The organism is Paraburkholderia sejongensis, from assembly GCF_020880815.1.
In the GTDB taxonomy this organism is placed as follows: domain Bacteria; phylum Pseudomonadota; class Gammaproteobacteria; order Burkholderiales; family Burkholderiaceae; genus Paraburkholderia; species Paraburkholderia sejongensis.
In genome coordinates this window covers 341,839-359,082 of sequence record NZ_JAJITD010000004.1, presented here as the reverse complement: position 1 = coordinate 359,082, position 17,244 = coordinate 341,839, and the positions used below count along the sequence as shown (strand labels likewise).

14 protein-coding genes are annotated in these 17,244 nt (G+C 66.1%); 6 read left to right on the top strand and 8 right to left on the bottom strand.

Annotated features, from left to right (window positions below; all coding sequences use genetic code 11):
* The first annotated feature begins 301 nt into the window (after positions 1 to 301).
* From LJ656_RS10335 to LJ656_RS10325, 3 genes are all read left to right on the top strand, one after another.
* A complete protein-coding gene (locus LJ656_RS10335; RefSeq protein ID WP_230509288.1) occupies positions 302 to 1,468 on the top strand; it encodes an HPP family protein in 1,167 nt (388 codons plus the stop codon).
* 129 nt (positions 1,469 to 1,597) lie between these two features.
* Positions 1,598 to 2,014, top strand: a complete 417-nt coding sequence (locus LJ656_RS10330; protein WP_230509286.1) for a MarR family winged helix-turn-helix transcriptional regulator — start codon at positions 1,598 to 1,600, stop codon at positions 2,012 to 2,014.
* A gap of 2 nt (positions 2,015 to 2,016) precedes the next feature.
* Positions 2,017 to 3,819: a chloride channel protein gene (locus LJ656_RS10325; protein WP_230509285.1), complete on the top strand. Its 1,803-nt coding sequence runs from the start codon at positions 2,017 to 2,019 to the stop codon at positions 3,817 to 3,819.
* A 141-nt stretch (positions 3,820 to 3,960) separates the two neighbouring features.
* Here the strand turns inward: LJ656_RS10325 and LJ656_RS10320 are convergent, their stop codons facing one another.
* On the bottom strand, positions 3,961 to 4,872 hold the full coding sequence (locus LJ656_RS10320; RefSeq protein WP_230509283.1) for a glutamate/aspartate ABC transporter substrate-binding protein: 912 nt from the start codon (positions 4,870 to 4,872) through the stop codon (positions 3,961 to 3,963).
* A gap of 259 nt (positions 4,873 to 5,131) precedes the next feature.
* Here LJ656_RS10320 and LJ656_RS10315 point away from each other — a divergent pair, with 259 nt between their 5' ends.
* Positions 5,132 to 5,755 (top strand): LysE family translocator, encoded by a 624-nt coding sequence (locus LJ656_RS10315; RefSeq protein ID WP_230509279.1) that lies wholly within the window; start codon positions 5,132 to 5,134, stop codon positions 5,753 to 5,755.
* Positions 5,756 to 5,763: 8 nt separating this feature from the next.
* On the opposite strand, the gene LJ656_RS10310 is transcribed toward LJ656_RS10315, so the two are convergent.
* The 3 genes from LJ656_RS10310 to LJ656_RS10300 form a co-directional block, all read right to left on the bottom strand.
* Positions 5,764 to 6,888: a TadG family pilus assembly protein gene (locus LJ656_RS10310; RefSeq protein ID WP_230509278.1), complete on the bottom strand. Its 1,125-nt coding sequence runs from the start codon at positions 6,886 to 6,888 to the stop codon at positions 5,764 to 5,766.
* Between the two features lie 9 nt (positions 6,889 to 6,897).
* Positions 6,898 to 7,359, bottom strand: coding sequence for a TadE/TadG family type IV pilus assembly protein (locus LJ656_RS10305; RefSeq protein ID WP_230509276.1), 462 nt, complete (start codon positions 7,357 to 7,359; stop codon positions 6,898 to 6,900).
* Between the two features lie 192 nt (positions 7,360 to 7,551).
* A complete protein-coding gene (locus tag LJ656_RS10300) occupies positions 7,552 to 8,976 on the bottom strand; it encodes an aminotransferase-like domain-containing protein (RefSeq protein ID WP_230509273.1) in 1,425 nt (474 codons plus the stop codon).
* 266 nt (positions 8,977 to 9,242) lie between these two features.
* On the opposite strand from LJ656_RS10300, the gene aptA reads away from it, so the two are divergent.
* Positions 9,243 to 10,571: an omega-aminotransferase AptA gene (gene aptA, locus LJ656_RS10295; protein WP_230509272.1), complete on the top strand. Its 1,329-nt coding sequence runs from the start codon at positions 9,243 to 9,245 to the stop codon at positions 10,569 to 10,571.
* A gap of 72 nt (positions 10,572 to 10,643) precedes the next feature.
* Here aptA and LJ656_RS10290 read toward each other — a convergent pair whose 3' ends face one another.
* Positions 10,644 to 11,180 carry a DUF6496 domain-containing protein gene (locus tag LJ656_RS10290; RefSeq protein WP_230509270.1) on the bottom strand — a complete coding sequence of 179 codons (537 nt, stop codon included), beginning with the start codon at positions 11,178 to 11,180 and terminating at the stop codon, positions 10,644 to 10,646.
* Between the two features lie 245 nt (positions 11,181 to 11,425).
* On the opposite strand from LJ656_RS10290, the gene LJ656_RS10285 reads away from it, so the two are divergent.
* On the top strand, positions 11,426 to 11,677 hold the full coding sequence (locus tag LJ656_RS10285; RefSeq protein ID WP_230509268.1) for a hypothetical protein: 252 nt from the start codon (positions 11,426 to 11,428) through the stop codon (positions 11,675 to 11,677).
* A 70-nt stretch (positions 11,678 to 11,747) separates the two neighbouring features.
* Here the strand turns inward: LJ656_RS10285 and LJ656_RS10280 are convergent, their stop codons facing one another.
* The 3 genes from LJ656_RS10280 to LJ656_RS10270 all read right to left on the bottom strand — a co-directional run bounded on the left by LJ656_RS10280 (position 11,748) and on the right by LJ656_RS10270 (position 17,231).
* Entirely contained in the window at positions 11,748 to 12,956 is a 1,209-nt protein-coding gene (locus LJ656_RS10280; RefSeq protein ID WP_230509266.1) for an ABC transporter substrate-binding protein, read from the bottom strand.
* Positions 12,957 to 13,029: 73 nt separating this feature from the next.
* Positions 13,030 to 16,722 (bottom strand): molybdopterin cofactor-binding domain-containing protein, encoded by a 3,693-nt coding sequence (locus LJ656_RS10275; protein WP_230509264.1) that lies wholly within the window; start codon positions 16,720 to 16,722, stop codon positions 13,030 to 13,032.
* Positions 16,719 to 17,231, bottom strand: a complete 513-nt coding sequence (locus LJ656_RS10270) for a (2Fe-2S)-binding protein (RefSeq protein ID WP_230509426.1) — start codon at positions 17,229 to 17,231, stop codon at positions 16,719 to 16,721. Before LJ656_RS10270 ends, LJ656_RS10275 begins: the two co-directional genes overlap by 4 nt.
* Positions 17,232 to 17,244: the final 13 nt, after the last annotated feature.

Genomic DNA, 17,244 nt, shown 5'->3' with positions numbered 1-17,244 from the left:
CGGGCTCGGTTCACTCATCGAGTATATGTAGTCGATCTATTTTATGTCACGAAATGATATACACGAGCGGACGTTGACCGGTACTACTTACCGCGCCGCCATCACCGACTTCGCACTGCCAACCCTACGACAGCTACTGCCGTGCACTATCACGCGGAGACGACAGTCGCGCGGTCCGCGAAGCCGCGCGGCGGCGTTTTATATCACATTGAAATATAATCATGACCACACTGTATTCGCGTTGCCAGGGTTTCCCCGGTAATGTCGGGCCCGGCATAATCGACTACTTCCCTCTCCTATCTTGTCCCGTTCCCTCCTTTCCGGCTGGCTCGCCAGCTTCGTTCCCGTACCAGTCACCGTCAAATGGCACGAACGTGCGCGTTCCTGCGTCGGCGCGCTGCTCGGCATCGCGTTCACCGGCGGCCTGATGTATCTGCTGCTCGGCCCGTCCACCAGCATTCCATTGCTGGTCGCACCGATGGGCGCCTCCGCGGTGCTGCTGTTCGCGGTGCCGGCCAGCCCGCTCGCGCAGCCGTGGTCGATCATCGGCGGCAATCTGGTGTCGGCGACGGTCGGCGTGACCTGCGCGAAGCTGATCGGCGATCCGACGCTCGCGGCCGCAGTCGCGGTCGCGCTGGCGATCGGCGGGATGTTCGCGTTGCGCTGTGTGCACCCGCCGTCGGGCGCGGTCGCGCTGACTGCGGTGCTCGGCGGCCCGGTCATTCATGCGCTCGGCTATCGCTTCGTGCTGGAACCGATCCTGATCCAGTCGGCCGCGCTGCTGTTCGGCGCGCTCGTCTATCACGCCGCGACCGGCCACCGCTATCCGCATGCGGGCCGCCAGGATCGCGCGACGCCGGGCGAAGCCGCCGACGAAGCGGCGCGAGTCGGTTTCACGCGCGACGACGTGACCGCGGTCCTGCAGCGTCGCGACGAAATGCTCACCATCGATCCCGACGATCTGTATTCGCTGCTGCGCGAAACCCAATTGCAGGCGTTCTCGCGCAGCTTCGACGAACTGCGCTGCGAAGACGTGATGTCGCGTCATGTCGTATCGGTGTCGCCGGGCACGCGCGCCGGCGCCGCGTGGGTTCTGTTCAAGCGACACAACGTGAAGGCGCTGCCGGTGGTCGACGGCGGACAGAAGCTGCTCGGCATCATCACGCGCGCGGACTTCGTCGAGCGCAAAAGTTTCGGCGCGCTGACGCCGATTCTCGATTACGTCGACGGCTGGCTGCGCGGCGATGCGCTGCGCACCCGCAACGTCGGCCAGCTAATGACCACCGATGTCTGCACCGTCAACGCGAATGCGCCGATCACCGAGCTGGTGCCGATGTTCGCGAACTTCGGCCACCACCACGTGCCGGTGCTCGATCAGGCCGGGCGCGTGGTCGGCATGATCACCCAGGTCGATCTGATTTCGGGCCTGCACCGGCAAACCGTCGCGCAGGCCCGTAACGCCGCGTGAGCGGGAAATACCTGTACAGACGAAGCAAATCACGAGCCAACCACGCGGCTCCGACAACCAGGCGGCAATCCGCTCGAATACATCATTCTGTGATATATTTTCGCGATTTCTTCAGATCGGCGCATACCCATGAAAGTACGGACTCGCAAGCTGCATAAAAACGACTTCGAGCAGTTGTCGGAGTTTCGTTACCAGATGCGGCGCTTCGAGCGGTTCTCCGAGCAGGCCGCGCAGAACGAGGGCATCACGCCGCTGCAATATCTGTTGCTGCTGCATATCAAGGGCTATCCGGAGCGCGACTGGGCGACCGTCGGCGAACTCGCGGAGCGACTGCAGGCGCAGCATCACGGCGTGGTCGCGCTGGTCTCGCGCTGCGAGGCGCTCAATCTGGTGCGCCGCCAGATCAGCGAAACCGACCGGCGCCAGGTTGAAGTACACCTTGAAAAAGCGGGCGAGCGGGTGCTCGAACGGCTGGCGCAATTGCACCGCGCCGAGTTGAGATCGCTGCAAGGCTCTTTCCGGATTCCACAGATCGATCTCGAGTAAACATGAGCATGGATTCGCACAAGCGCGACTTCTCGGCGAACGCGCGACTACCCGGCATTTTCGCGCTGGCCGCCGGCATCGGCCTCGTCAGCACGCTGGCCGCATTCGTACTGCTGAACCTGATTCATCTGTTCACCAATCTGTCTTTCTTCGGCACGCTGTCGTTCGTCGAACGCTCGCCCGCCGCCAATACGCTCGGCCCGTGGGTCATCGGCGTGCCGGTGATCGGCGGCCTGATCGTCGGAATGATCGCGCGCTTCGGCTCGGAAAAGATTCGCGGCCACGGCATTCCCGAAGCGATCGAGGCGATCCTGTTCGGCAAGAGCAGGATGTCGCCGAAAGTGGCGGTGCTCAAGCCGTTGTCGTCGGGCATCGTGATCGGCAGCGGCGGCCCGTTCGGCGCGGAAGGCCCGATCATCATGACCGGCGGCGCGCTCGGCTCGCTGATCGCGCAGTGCGTGAAAGTCACCTCGGCGGAACGCAAGACGCTGCTGGTGGCCGGCGCCGCGGCCGGCATGACCGCGGTGTTCGGCACGCCGGTCGCGGCCGTGCTGCTCGCGGTCGAACTGCTGCTGTTCGAATGGCGTCCGCGCAGTTTCCTGCCGGTCGCGGTGGCCTGCGCGGTCGCCGGCTTCGCGCGGGCAATCTTTTTCGGCACCGGTCCGCTGTTCCCGTTGCAAACCGCCGCGCCGGACGGCTGGTCGCTGCTGTCGTGCATGATCGCGGGGGTGTTGTCGGGCGCGTTGGCGTCGGGCTTGTCGGCCGCGCTGTACAAGGTCGAGGATCTGTTCGGCAAGCTGCCGGTTCACTGGATGTGGTGGCCCGCGCTCGGCGGCATCGTCGTCGGTATCGGCGGCTGGCTCGAACCGCGCGCGCTCGGTGTCGGTTATGACGTGATCGGCGATCTGCTGCACCAGAACATCGCAGTGCAGGTCGCGTTGCTGCTGCTCGGCGTAAAAGCGGTGATGTGGGTCGTCGCGCTCGGCTCGGGCACCTCGGGCGGCGTGCTCGCGCCGCTGCTGATGCTCGGCGCCGGCCTCGGCACGGTGCTCGCGCACTGGCTGCCGGGCGGCGAGCCGGCGCTGTGGCCGCTGGTGTGCATGGCCGCGACGCTCGGCGCCACGCTCGGCGCGCCGCTGACCGCGATCGTGTTCGCGTTCGGCCTCACTCACGACGCCAATGCGCTGCTGCCGCTGCTGACCGCGACGCTGGTCGCGCACGGCTTCTCGGCGGTGGCGATGCGCCGCTCGATCATGACCGAGAAGATCGCGCGGCGCGGTTATCACATCTATCGCGAGTACGGCGTCGATCCGCTCGAGCGTCACTTCGTCGATGAAGTCATGACCGCGTCGGTCGAAGCGGTCGATGCCGGCACGACCGTCGGCGAAACGCTGCACACGCTGTTCGGCGCGAATCAGCTGCGCCGCGCGTATCCGGTGGTGCGCGACGGCGCGGTAATCGGCGTGGCCGAGCGCGGTCTGCTCGAACGCTTTTGCGCGGACGACAGCAAACGCAAGCGGTCGATGACGCTCGCCGACGTATTCGCGCAGCAGCAAAATCCGGCATTCGCTTTGCCGTCCGAACCTTGCCGGCTGGTCGCGACGCGTCTCGCGGTGCTCGGCCTCGAACGTCTGCCGGTGGTCGCGGATCGCAATAGCATGCGGCTGGTCGGGATCGTGTCGCGAAGCGATCTGGTGAAGCCGTCGCTCGCGCACTTCGAAGAGGAGCACAAGCGCGAGCGGTTCCGGCGGATCCGGCCGGCGCTCGGCAAGCGGCGCTTTGCGCCGGTGCGCAAGACGGGCTGAACTTTCCCGGCGCAAATTAGAAAAAGCCGGCGCCCGCGAGGGTGTCGGCTTTTTCGCATCGGAACGCGCAGGCGAGAAAATCCATTCCGTGAAAACCGCCGCGCGGTGTCGGCCACTATGGGCCGCAGCTAAAAACCGCCGTTATTCAAACGCCTTGTCGTTCGGCGCTGCATAAACCTGCTTCAACGCATCGGTCATCGGGAAATCGAAGCTGATGTTCTTCGGCGGGACCGGCTTCATGAACCACTTGTCGTACATCGGTTGCAACTCGGGGCCCTTCATCACCTGCGCGAGCGTGTCGTCGACCAGCTTCTTGAACTCCGGGTCGCTGCGACGCAGCATGAAGCCGTACGCTTCCGACGATTGCGGCGTACCGGTGATGATCCAGTCCGCCGGCTTCGCGGTCAGCGTGCGGGTGCCGGCCAGCAACACGTCGTCCATCATGTACGCGACCGCGCGGCCGCTTTCGAGCGTAAGCCGCCCTTCGCCGTAGTCCTTCGCGCTGATGATCTGCATGTTCATCTTCTTGTCCTCGTTCATCTTGCGCAGGATGCGCTCGGACGTAGTGCCCTGATTCGTTACGACGGTCTTGCCGGCGAGGTCGGGAAAATCCTTGATGCCCGAGTCCTTGCGGGTCAACAAACGGGTCGTCGCGACAAAGAACGTATCGGCGAACGCGACCTGGTTCTGCCGCGACGCGAGATTGGTGGTCACACCGCATTCGAGATCGACCGTGCCGTTCTGCACCAGCGGAATCCGGTTTTGCGAGGTGACCGGGATAAAGCGCACCTTCAGATCGGCGCGTTTGGTCTTGGCCTTGACCGCGTCGATCACCTTGTTGCACAGATCCTGCGAGAAGCCGATCACCTGGTTGTTCGCATCGACGTACGAAAAGGGCACCGAGGTCTCGCGATGGCCGATCGCGATCACGCCGCTTTGCTGAATCTTCGCGAGCGTCGGCGTCGCGTCCTGCGCGAACGCGGCCGGGGCCGCGGCGGTCAACGCGGCGAGCATGGCGAGCTTGGCAGTAGCGGACCAGTTCATCACTTTCATAGGTTTCTCCATACGTGCGGCAGATTGCTGATGGGTTGCGGGCTTCTCGTCGAGCCGACTACATATGTTGCCATTAAAAAAATAATTGCAACATATGTTAACTACCGAGACTACGGCAACGCGCACGCCGCCCACCTCGCCCACAGACACTTTCTGCCATTCCGTACCGGACACCATCCCAAAAACCGTACAGGTACTGTACCGGGCCATATCGATAGAATGAGCTGCTCACAAATTGCAGCCGATTCCGGAGCCACCCATGTCTTCCATCACTCTCAGCGCACTGCCCGCCGGCATCCTGTTCGCGCTCGTCACGTCGATCACGCCCGGTCCGAACAACACGATGCTGCTTGCCTCGGGCGTGAACTTCGGCTTTCGCCGCACGCTGCCGCATCTGTCCGGGATCAGCGCCGGCATGGTGTTGTTGATGCTGTCGGTCGGGATCGGACTCGGCGAGGCGTTCGTGCATTTCCCGGTGCTGTACACGGTGCTCGAAGTGCTGAGCGTCGCGTATCTGCTGTATCTGGCGTGGAAAATCGGCACGTCGGGCGAGATGAAGCTGCGCAACGGCGAGCGCCGGCCGATGCGCTTTCATGAGGCGATCGCGTTCCAGTGGGTCAATCCAAAGGCGTGGATGATGGTGCTGACGGCCGCAACCACGATCCATCTGAGCGAGAGCTTCGGCATCAACGTGCTCGCGATGGCGGTGGTGTTCTACGTGATCGGCTTTCCGTGCATCTGCCTGTGGGCCGGCTTTGGTACCGCGATGCGCGAGGTGCTGTCCAATCCGAAGCGGCTGCGTGTTTTCAACGTGGCGATGGCGTTGCTGCTGGTCGGGTCGCTGTATCCGATCGTGTTGAAGCTGGTTGGGATGGGTAGTTGAAGCAGAGCCTATTGCACCAGTCGCGGCGGCGTATAAGCGCCGTAGCTCGGGCCGGCGCCGCCCGAGTTCGGCGTTTCGCAGTGGCTCATGTCGTTGGACATCTGCACGAGCACGTACGGGTTGGAGCCGTTCGACGCATTCAGGATGTGAACACAAGCGAACGCGAGGACCGGTTGAAACCCGCTTGTCGAAGGATCCGCGACCACCGCGACCGTTTCCCACGCGCATTGTCCATTGCCTGCCGCGCTGCAATCGTAGACGTCGTTGAACAGTGAGTTCTTTTCGCCTGTTTGAATCCAGGTACCTGGTGAAGAGCCGATCGAAAACGTCGTGCTGTTGCCGTTGGTGATCAGGCCTCGAGCGTAGCTCGCACTGTTGTCGCTCGAATCGAACGTTGTCCATTGCCCGGATTGGCATGCCCCATACTGATAGGCCGAGCCGATCTGAAAATAGTACGGTTGCCCGGCGACCTGCGGGACAGTGCTGCCGCCGCCGGAGACGAGCCCACTCGTCGGTGAAAGCTTCGGCGAATTAGTCGTCGAACTCCAGTACGTATCGAACAGACATTTGGACATCGCCATCGGAAACAGCCCGCCCGGCCCGACGCTGCCCGGCGACGCCAGCACCGCGGTCGCCACCGCGCTCGCCTTCAGCACTTGCACGCCGAACACCTTGCCCAGAAACGTCGACACCGAGCCATTCGCGTTCGAGCCGTCCTTGCGGATCGTCACCTGCACCGCCGGCATATCGTTGCTGCCCGGCGTGAACGGCAACGCTTCGAGTCCATACGGCGAGCCGGTCGCATTCCAGTAACCGGTCGCGACGGTACTCGCTTTCAGATACGCGCCCTGTACTTTATTAGTCGTACTGGAGGTCGAAAACGTCGACGCGGTCGTCGACGCAGTGGTCCAGTCCGGCTGCGTCGCGCTGGCGTTGCTGCACTCGCTGCGCGGTTTCAGACAGCCGGCGCCGGCCATCGCGGCGGCATCGGCGGCGTTCTGCAACTCGTTGCGCGCGACCATCAGATTGCCGATATCGACCGCCAGCGCGCCGATCCCCAACAGCACGATCAGCATCAGCGCGACCATCACCGCGACCGCGCCCTGCTGCCGCTTTTTGCTCCGCGTGCGCATGACGGCCTCCTACTCGTTGTTCATCACGGTGGTCGCGGACAGCGTGACCGGTCCCGTGAAGGCCGACAGCGCCCGGCCCAGGCCAAGCCCCGTGTAGCGATAGGTGACCGTCACCGACAGCGGCTGACCGAACGTGCCCTGCGCACCGGTGGTGGTGACCGACGGCGGACTCTTCGTGCCGAACGTGAGCAGATAGCTCGACGTGTAGTTCGTCACGACCGTCTGTACGTCGGTGGAGGTCGGTTTGGGGCTTTTCAGCACCACGCCGGCACGCGCGCCTTCGCGGCTCGCGTTGGTGATGACCGCCTTGTCGTAGAGCGCGATGCCGAGCTCGACGGTCGCGAACAGAACCAGCAGAAGAATCGGCAGCACGATCGCGAACTCGACCGCGGCCACACCCCGTTGCCCTGACGGGCGCTTGCCGTTGCCGCGCCGAAGCGCGCGCACGGACCGGTATTTTTTGTAGTCCATACTTCCCCCTGATTCACGCATTGTCTTGAGCGGCGACGCTCGCTTCTGCGTTTATGACCGGCGTTTGTCGATTTCACTGCCCAGCCGGTTTTGTCTCAAATGTAGGCACACGAACTCGCCGGCACTGTGGGGCAGCGCACGTTGAACGTCATCTACGCCTGCGGGTATTCGCGCAGTGCTGGGGGGGTGGATTTAGAGCGTGCCGCGGCCGACCCGCTCGATAAAGCGCCACAACGCGTCGTCGCCCGCATACGGCGCGTTGAAGCGAAACCACGCGCTCGGTGCATCGTCGGGCCGGAAGTAGGAGCCCGGCGCGAGCCAGATGCCATGCGCGAGCGCGGCGGTCGCGACCTCGCCGGCGCGCTCGGCGTCGATCGGCAGCCGCGCCCACGCGAACAGCCCCGCGCGCGGCCGGTGAAACAGCTCGATCCCGAGCGCGTCCAGCCGTTCTTCGAGCACCGCATGCGCGAGCTTCAGACGCTCGTTGACCGTTTCGACGTGGCGCGCGTAGCGCCCCTCGACCAGCACCTTGTCGACGATCCGCTCGATCGCCTCCGACGACGTCAGCCCGACCGCCATCTTGGTACGCGCGAGCTCGCGCAGCACCGCCTGCTCGGCGACCACGTAACCGCAGCGCAACGCCGGCGTCACCGTTTTCGAAAAGCCACCGACATACACGACCCGCTGCAAGCCCTCCAGCGCCGCGAACAGTGGTGCGCCGGGCGGCGCGAGTTCGCGGCTGACATCGTCTTCGATCACCCACATCCGCGCGCGCTCGGCGATCTGCAGCAGCCGGAACGCCGCCGCCATTGCGTAGGTCGCGCCGGTCGGATTCTGTAGCGTCGTGTTCACGAAGATCGCCTTCGGCTGGTGCCGCGCGATTAGCGTTTCGAGCACGTCGGTATCGACGCCGGTGAGCGTGCGCGGCACCCCGTGCACGACAAGGCCGGCAAGCTTCAGGATTTGCAGCAGATTGCCGTAGCCCGGGTCTTCGACGATCACCGCGTCGCCCGCGCGCAGTAAGGTGCGCACGATCAGATCGAGCCCCTGGGTCGCGCCCTGGGTCAGCAGCACATTGCCGACATCGACCGGCAGGCCGAGCCGGTCGAGCTGTTCCGCGACGCGTTCGCGCAGCGGCGCGAAGCCATACGGATGACCGTAGTCGCCGAGCCGCGCGGCCGGCACCCGGCTCAGCGCGCGCAACGCATGTTGCAGGCCGCTCTCGTTGACCCATTCGCTCGGCAGCCAGCCGCAGCCGGCCTTGATCGGCACCGAATGATCGGCGAACACATCCGACAGCAGCCAGTTCGCGGTCAGGCTCGGCGGCTGCCAGCCGGCGGCGCTCGCGCGCGGCGCGGCGCCGGCTACCGGGCGCGCGGCGACGCGGTAACCGGAGCCGCGCCGCGCGACCACCAGCCCCATCGAGACCAGCCGGTTATAGGCCTCGGTCACCGTAAAGGTGCTCAGCGCGTGACTGCGCGCGAGCTGCCTCACCGACGGCAGCAGCGCGCCGGCGCGCAGCGACTGCGCATCGATCGCGCGCGCGAAGCCCTGCACGACCTGTTCGACGAGCGTCGAAGCCGCGCGGCGGTCGCGTTGAAGGTCCAGTTCGATCATGAGGCTAGCTAAATAAGCGGATTAAATGGGCCGCGGCGGCGGCTCGGTGGAGCGGGTGCGCGCGGGCGCCGGTGCGGACAGCGGGCGGAGCGGCCCGGCGCGCAGACCACGACAGTTCGCGCGAATCCGCCAGCACAGTTAGCACCACACCTGAACAACTGTGCATGCCGCCATTAAACCGCGAGCGCTAGAGTTTTGGCTATCCAGGACGTCCCCCGGGAACAGCCGTGAGCACGTCCGCCCGTTACCCACTTCGAGGAGATGCCATGAATTCGCGCGCCGTCATCGACGATCTGTCGTCGTTCTGGATGCCGTTCACCGCCAACCGTCAGTTCAAGGCCGCGCCGCGCCTGCTGGAATCGGCCAAAGGCATGTACTACCGCAGCACCGACGGGCGCGAGATCCTCGACGGCTGCGCGGGCCTGTGGTGCGTGAACGCCGGCCACGGCCGCGACGAAATCATCGCGGCGATCACCCAGCAGCTCTCTAAACTCGATTTCGCACCGACCTTCCAGATGGGCCACCCGCTCGCATTCGAAGCCGCGAGCAAGGTCGCCGAACTGATGCCGGCCGGCCTCGACCGGATTTTCTTCACCAATTCGGGCTCCGAATCGGTCGATACCGCGCTGAAAATCGCGCTCGCCTATCACCGCGCGCGCGGCGAAGGACAGCGCACGCGCCTGATCGGCCGCGAGCGCGGTTATCACGGGGTCGGCTTCGGCGGCATTTCGGTCGGCGGCATCGCGACGAATCGCAAGACTTTTTCCGGCGCGCTGCTGCCGGCGATCGATCATCTGCCGCACACGCACAACCTCGAACAGAATGCTTTTTCGAAGGGGCAGCCCGCGTGGGGCGAACATCTGGCCGACGAGCTCGAGCGGATCGTCGCGCTGCACGATGCGTCGACGATCGCCGCGGTCATCGTCGAACCGGTGGCCGGCTCGACCGGCGTGCTGATTCCGCCGCAAGGCTATCTGCAAAAGCTGCGTCAAATCTGCACGAAGCACGGCATCCTGCTGATTTTCGACGAGGTCATTACCGGCTTCGGCCGCGTTGGCGCGGCAACCGCCAGCGAGTATTTCGGCGTCACGCCGGACCTGATCACGCTCGCGAAGGCGATCAATAACGCGTCGATCCCGATGGGCGCGGTCGCCGCGAGCCGCACGATCCACGACACGGTGGTGAACGCCGGCGCGCAGGGCGCGATCGAGCTGTTCCACGGCTATACCTATTCTGCGCATCCGGCGGCGGCCGCGGCCGCGATCGCGACGCTCGATCTGTATCGCCGCGACAAGCTGTTCGAACGCGCGGCGAATCTCGCGCCGAAGTTCGAGGCGGCCGCGCATGCGCTGCGCGGCGCGAAGCACGTGAAAGACGTGCGCAACCTGGGGATGGTCGCCGGGATCGAACTCGAATCGCGCGACGGCGCGCCGGGCGCGCGCGCCTACGAGGCCTTCGTCAAATGCTTCGAGGCGGGCGTGCTGCTCCGCTTTACCGGCGATATCCTCGCGTTCTCGCCGCCGCTGATCATCGATGAAGAGCAGATCGCGCGGCTTTTTAATACGGTCAGCGAAGTACTGGCGACCGTGCAATAAGCGGCGCCGGCGCGCGGCAGGTCGATGCCGCGCGCCGTTGGATGCCGCACCCGCTTGCGGCACCGCCCGCGGTCAGTGATGCGCGCGTGACGACCGCGTCTGCGCGGCCTTCTTCGCGGCCGCCGAGCGCCCGGCCGCGCCCTTGGTCGCCGCCGCCTTCTTAGCCGCCGCCGAACGGCTCGCCGCCGGCCGCTTGGCCGCCGCCGACTTCGCCTGCTTCGACATCGCTTGCGGCGACGCCCCCTCCTTGCTCTCGCGCTTCAACACGCTGGTCGCGACACGCGAGCGCTTCGCGCTCGACTCCTTGCTCGCGGTCTTGCTCGCGGTCTTGTTCGCGGCGCCGTCGTGCTTGCCCGCCGCGCTGTCCTTCTGCGCTTTCTTGCGGGTCGCCTCGCTCGTCGCGCCCTTCTTCGGCGGCTTCACGTCGACGCCCGCGCGCCGCGCCTCGGACAAGCCGATCGCGATCGCCTGCTTCGGCGAGCGCACGCCGTGTTTGCCGGCGCGCACCTTGTCGACCTGCTCCTTCACGAACTCTCCCGCTTGAGTACTCGCCGCCTTGCCGGCACGCTTATCGGCCGCGGCACGCTTCAGGGTTTTCTGCTCTGGCATGACAGTTCTCCGGTTGTGGCTGTGGACTTTCCCTTCAGCAACGGCCGTGCCGGGGTCGCCGCGCGGAGCCGCAAGCGACTTCATGCGGGCGGCGCGGCACGCGCAGCAGGACTCACAGCGGGACTCACAGCAGGACTCACAGCGGGACTCACAGCGGGACTCGCGCACAGTCGCGCTACGGCGTATGGTGGAGAACAACGGGCGGCGCAGGGTCCGCCCCGACAGCCCTGCATCGGAGAGAACTCATGAAGATTGCTAACGTTCGCGCGGGAGCGCATATCGAGGGCGTGCACTGGGTCGCCGAATACGTCGAGGGCGTGCACGAGATTCGCGTGTTTCGCGAGGGGCAGGAAGTGGATGTGCACAACGCGCCGTCCACGCTGTTCGGCGACGAGGAAAACGCGGGCTCGAAAAGCACCGCGGATCACCGCGCGATGGAAGCCGCGGTGCTCGCTTATCTACGGCGCTTCGTTACCGAGCACGACGCGGAGGAATAGCAGGTTTGCAAGGCAGTAACAGCGCGCGACTCGCGCGCGCCATCCTGAGCGAACCCGCGAGCCGGCAGGCTCAATCCGCCGGCCGCAGCTTCTTCACCTCGGCATCGGACGGCTGCACGCTCGCGCCGTCGATATACCGGTACGTCGTCATCACGCCCTTGCCGTCCTTCACGCCGGTGACGCCGACATACGCGCCCATCGTCGACTGATTGTCCTGCGCGCGGAAGGCGATCGGCCCGAACGGCGTCTCGACGTTGAGCCCCTTGAACGCGGCGGCCAGTTTGTCCGGATCGGTCGAGCCGGCCTTCTTGATCCCGTCGGCGATCGACATCAACGCCGAATAGCCGACCACCGAACCGAGGCGCGGATAGTCGTGATATTTGGCCTGATACGCCTGGACGAATTTCTTGTTGGCCGGCGTATCGATCGAATACCACGGGTAGCCGGTCACGATCCAGCCGGTCGGCGCTTCGGCGCCGAGCGGATCGAGATAGTCGGGCTCGCCGGTCAGCAGCGAGACCACCGCGCGATCCTTGAACAGCCCCCGCGTATTGCCCTCGCGCACGAACTTGCCGAGGTCCGCGCCGAACAGCACGTTGAAGATCGCATCGGGCTTCGCATCGGCGATCGCCTGGGTGACCGCGCCGGCATCGACGCTGCCGAGCGGCGTCGCCTGCTCGACGACGAACTGCACGTCGGGCTGCGCGGCGGTCAGCAGCTTCTTGAACGTCGCAACCGCCGATTGCCCGTATTCATAGTTCGGATAGACCAGCGCCCAGCGCTTTTTCTTCAGCTTGGCCGCCTCCGGCACCAGCATCGCGACCTGCATATAGGTGGAAGGCCGCAGACGGTACGTGTATTTGTTGCCGTCGGCCCAGACGATCTTGTCGGTCAGCGGCTCGGCGGCGAGGAAAAAAATCTTCTTCTGCTTCGAGAAATCGGCGAGCGCGAGGCCGGTATTGGACAGGAAACCGCCGAACAGCAACTGCACCTGCTCGCGCGCGATCAGCTCCTGCGCGACGCGAACGGTGTCGCCCGGGTTGCCGTTGTCGTCGCGCGAAACGACTTCGAGTTGTTTGCCGAGCACGCCGCCCGCCGAGTTGATCTGCTCGAGCGCCAGATTCCAGCCGTTTTTGTAAGGCCCGAGAAAGGCGGGCTGCGCCTTGTAGCTGTTGATCTCGCCGATCTTGATGGTCTGCTGGGCGCTCGCGCCGAGCGCGGCGAACGAGCACACGGTCGACACCATGAGGCGAGAGATCCATCCTGCGCGCGTGGTCATGCGTTTCTCCGTTATCAGAAGGATTGCTGGTTTTTTATCGGGCGGGCGAGCGAGCGGCCGGCGTCTCAGCGCTTCAGGGTTCGCGCGGCTCGGCGCGGATCCGCGCGACGCTGGCGGCGACGTCCTGCCAGGCCGGCTTGCCGCCCGCGAATTGCTTGCGCAGATACGACACCAGCTCGGTCAGCTGGGCGTCGTTGAAACTGTCGCGATAAGCCGGCATCGTACCGAGTTCGGGCCGCGCAGGCGAGTCGATCCCGTCCAGAATCACCCGGATCAGGTTGTCTGGCGTGGCGCCGTGCAGGTTCGTGTTGAGCGCGAGCGACGGATGCGCGCCGAACAGTTGCGGTCCGCTGCCGGTGTGATGGCAGGCCGAGCACGCGCCGTCGAACAGGCGCGCGCCGGCGGTGACCGGCGCGCCGGCCGGCGTGCTGGCGCGTTCGTATTCGCGCGCGGTCGCGGCCGGATTGGCATTCGGCTCCAGCGGATTGAGCGATGCGAGATAGACGGCCATCGCGCGGATATCGCTGTCGGGCAGCGTCGCGAGATCGCCGATCACCGGCGCCATCGGCCCGGCCGCGACGCCATGCAGCGGCGCGTGGCCGGTGCGCAGATAGCTGAACAGTTGGTCCTCGCTCCACGGCACCGGCGCGTTCGACAGCGACGACAGCGCCGGCGCTTCCCAGCCCTCCGCGAGGCCGCCGCCCATGAACGCGGCGCCGCTTTTCTCGGCGCCGAACGCGTTGCGCGGCGAGTGGCACGCGCTGCAATGACCGAGGCCGTTCACCAGGTACGCGCCGCGATTCCATTGCGCGCTTTGCGCGGGATTCTCGCTGAACGCGGTGCGCCGCAGAAACATCGAGTTCCAGACGGCCATCAATGGCCGCACGCTGAACGGAAACGCCAGCTGCGTTTCCGGCGGCCGGTTGCGCACCGGCGTTTGCGACATCAGATACGCGTACAGCGCGTGAAGATCGTCGTCCGAAATATTCTGGAACGACGTGTACGGAAACGCCGGATACAGCCGATGGCCGTCGCGGCTAATCCCGTGCCGCATCGCGCGCACGAATGCGTCGAGCGACCAGTTGCCGATCCCGGTCAGGCCGTCGGGCGTCAGATTAGTGCTGTAGACGGTGCCGAACGGCGTCGCGAGCGCGTTGCCGCCGGCGTTCGGCACGCCGTTCCGCGCGGTATGGCACACCGCGCAATTGCCGAGCGACGCGAGCAGCTTGCCGCGCGCCACTAGCTCCTGGGCGAACGCGCTCGCGAGCGGCGGCGCGATCGGCGCGAGCGGCGTAGCCGGCACCGACGCGAAAGTCAGTGCGCCTAACCACCCGGCCGCGCCCGCGGCGCCGGCCGCCAGCAGGCCAAAAAACCCGCGGCGGCGGCGCTGTTTGCGGCGCGCGGCGGCCGCGTCCTCGGCCTGCGCATCGGCGAGCGCCGCGCGAATCTTTTCCGGCGTGAACGGCGGACGACGAAAGCGCACGCCGGTCGCGTCGTACAGCGCGTTAGCAATCGCGGCCGCCCCGGGCAGCGACGCGGATTCGCCGGCGCCCATCGGCGGCTCGCCGTGACGCGGCATGATCACCACATCGATCACCGGCACTTCGCGGAACGTCAGGATCGGATAAGCGCCCCACTCCTGGCTCGTTACCGCGTTGCCGCCGAAGCTGACCTGTTCCTTCAGCGCGCGGCTGGTGGCCTGGATCACGTTGCCGTGAATCTGGTGGCGCACGCCGTCGGGATTGACCGTGGTGCCGTTGTCCTGGCCGACCACCACGCGCGTGACCGCGAGTTCGCCGCTCCTGCGGTTCACTTCGATGTCGGCGACCCATGCGGACCACGCGGCGCCGAAGCCCGGGAATTTGCTGTGCACGTAGCGGGCGTACGCGATGCCCCGGCCGCGAGCGATGTCGGGGTTTTCGTCGTTCGCTGCGTTGCCGCCTTCGTTGCCGTGCGTTTTGAACGCCGGTTCGCGCGCTTGCCAACCCGCTTTCTCCGCGACCGCCTTCACAAGCTCGACCGCGCGCGGATCGGTCAGATGCTTCAGGCGGAATTCGACCGGATCGACGCCCGCCTGCTGCGCGAGTTCATCGATAAACGATTCGTGCGCAAACGTGTTCGGCAACGCGGACACGCCGCGCAGCCACGCCGCCCGCACGATCGGCGCAGTGTCGTCACAGACCACCCGCATGCTGCGGTAGTCGTAGGGCGGCACCGCGGTGCGGTCGCCCATTTCGAACACCTGCGGCTGCGCGGGCAGCGTGCCGGTCAGCAGCAGCGCGAGCGTCGGCGCATCGTTCGACGGGTAGCGGGTCGCGAAGTCGTACGCGGCCAGTTCGCCTTCGGCGCTCAGCGCGCCGCGCACGTCCATCAGCTGCGCGGCGCCTTTCGGCTCCCACGCGTGCTCGTCCTCGCGCGATAGCTGCACGCGCACCGGGCTGCCGACCGCGCGCGACAGCAGCGCCGCGTCGGCGGCGACATCGTCCGCGCAGTTACGCCCGTAGCATCCGGCCGCGTCCATTCGCACGATGTCGATGTGCGCCTCGTCGAGCGCCATCAGCAGCGCGAGATCGGCGCGCAACGAATGCGGGTTTTGCGTGCCGGACCAGATTTTTAGCGTCGCGCCGGCGCCCTTGGCGTTGTCACCGCTGCTTCGAAAATCGGCCACCGCGCACGACGGCCCGATCGACGCATGCAACTGGAACGGCCATACGTAGGTGCGTTCGAGCGTCTGCGCGGCCTCTTGTGCGAGCACCTTATCGACATCGCCTTCGATCACCAGATCGCGCCGCTTCGCCGGATTCGCGCGCAATGCCGCTTCGACCTGCTCGCTGGTATCGAGCGGCGGCAAGCCGTCCACCGTTTTCCAGCGCACGTCGAGCCGCTGCGCCGCCTGCTGCGCGATCTCCTCGCGCTCGGCGACGACGCCGACGAAATCGCGAATCACCACCACCTTGACGACGCCGGGCAGATCGCGAATCGACGCGTCGTTCACTTCGAGCAGGCTGTTGCCGATGAACTCGCCCTGCGCGACGCCCGCATACGGCGGCCGCACGACGCGCCCATGCAGCATGCCCGGCACCCGCACGTCATGCACGAAACTCAGCTCGCCGGTCGCCTTCGCCGGAATATCGATGCGCGGCGCGCTCTTGCCGACGATCCGGTAATCCCGCGGCGGCTTCAACGGCGCATCGTTCGCGAGCAGCAGTTCGACGCGCCGACCTTTGATCAGGTCTGCATAGTGAATCGCTTGCGCCGCGTCGCCTCCGCGATTGCGCGCGAACACGCGGCCGTCGCGTACATCGAGGTCTGCCACGTTCACGCCAAGCCGCGCGGCCGCTTCGTTCAACAGATACTGGCGCGCCTGCGCGGCCGCCTGGCGCAGCGGCACCGCGCTGATCTGGATCGTCGCGCTGGCGATCGTCGGCCCCTGATTCGGCGCCTCGCCGGTATGCCCGAGCACGATCGACACGCGGGTCAGCGGCACATCGAGTTCTTCCGCGACGATCTGCGCGAGCGCGGTGCCGATCCCGGTGCCGAGATCGACGTGTCCGTTGAACGCGACCACGCTGCCGTCGTCGCGCACGACCAGAAACAGATCGGCGTCGGTCGGCACGAACGACGAGCGCGAACCCGGCTGGCCGGGAGCGGCCTTGGCCGGCGCCTGTGGCGGCCGCGCGACGATCAGCACGCTGTGCGCGTCGTATAGCTGCTTGCGCGACGGCGGCGCGCCGCGTCGATCGACGCTGACGTCCGGGCCCGTCATCCGCGCGCTCCGTCGTGCGCGTCGGCGCCGGCTTGCAAGGCCAGTAATTCGGCCGCGCGCCGCACCGCGCGCACGATCTCGACATGGGTACCGCAGCGGCAAAGATTGCGCGACAGTTCGCGCTGGATCGTCGCCAGCTCCGGATGCGGATCGCGTCGTAGCAAAGCGGTCGCCGTCATGATCATGCCGTTCAGGCAGTAACCGCATTGCGCGGCCTGTTCGTCGATAAACGCCTGCTGCACGGGATGCAGCGCGCTACGCGTTCCGAGCCCTTCGAGCGTGGTGATCTCGTGGCCGAGCGCGACTTCGGCGGTGGTCACGCAGGCGCGCGTCGGCACGCCGTCGAGCAGCACCGTACAGGCGCCGCATTCGCCCAGGCCGCAACCGAACTTCGGGCCGTTCAGCGCGAGGTCGTTGCGCAGCAGGTACAGCAGCGGCGTGCGCGCCGACGCTTCGACCACGTGCGTCGCGCCGTTCACGTTCAGCACCAGTTGCGCGGGGCGGTTCATCATGAGCGCGTCG

What these genes read in the sequence shown, in the direction of transcription:
- LJ656_RS10330 (WP_230509286.1), top strand. Translation starts at nt 1,598, where the DNA reads ATGAAAGTACGGACTCGCAAGCTGCATAAAAACGACTTCGAGCAGTTG.
- LJ656_RS10325 (WP_230509285.1), top strand. Translation starts at nt 2,017, where the DNA reads ATGAGCATGGATTCGCACAAGCGCGACTTCTCGGCGAACGCGCGACTA.
- LJ656_RS10320 (WP_230509283.1), bottom strand. Translation starts at nt 4,872, where the DNA reads ATGAAAGTGATGAACTGGTCCGCTACTGCCAAGCTCGCCATGCTCGCC.
- LJ656_RS10315 (WP_230509279.1), top strand. Translation starts at nt 5,132, where the DNA reads ATGTCTTCCATCACTCTCAGCGCACTGCCCGCCGGCATCCTGTTCGCG.
- LJ656_RS10310 (WP_230509278.1), bottom strand. Translation starts at nt 6,888, where the DNA reads ATGCGCACGCGGAGCAAAAAGCGGCAGCAGGGCGCGGTCGCGGTGATG.
- LJ656_RS10305 (WP_230509276.1), bottom strand. Translation starts at nt 7,359, where the DNA reads ATGGACTACAAAAAATACCGGTCCGTGCGCGCGCTTCGGCGCGGCAAC.
- LJ656_RS10300 (WP_230509273.1), bottom strand. Translation starts at nt 8,976, where the DNA reads ATGATCGAACTGGACCTTCAACGCGACCGCCGCGCGGCTTCGACGCTC.
- aptA (WP_230509272.1), top strand. Translation starts at nt 9,243, where the DNA reads ATGAATTCGCGCGCCGTCATCGACGATCTGTCGTCGTTCTGGATGCCG.
- LJ656_RS10290 (WP_230509270.1), bottom strand. Translation starts at nt 11,180, where the DNA reads ATGCCAGAGCAGAAAACCCTGAAGCGTGCCGCGGCCGATAAGCGTGCC.
- LJ656_RS10285 (WP_230509268.1), top strand. Translation starts at nt 11,426, where the DNA reads ATGAAGATTGCTAACGTTCGCGCGGGAGCGCATATCGAGGGCGTGCAC.
- LJ656_RS10280 (WP_230509266.1), bottom strand. Translation starts at nt 12,956, where the DNA reads ATGACCACGCGCGCAGGATGGATCTCTCGCCTCATGGTGTCGACCGTG.
- LJ656_RS10275 (WP_230509264.1), bottom strand. Translation starts at nt 16,722, where the DNA reads ATGACGGGCCCGGACGTCAGCGTCGATCGACGCGGCGCGCCGCCGTCG.
- LJ656_RS10270 (WP_230509426.1), bottom strand. Translation starts at nt 17,231, where the DNA reads ATGAACCGCCCCGCGCAACTGGTGCTGAACGTGAACGGCGCGACGCAC.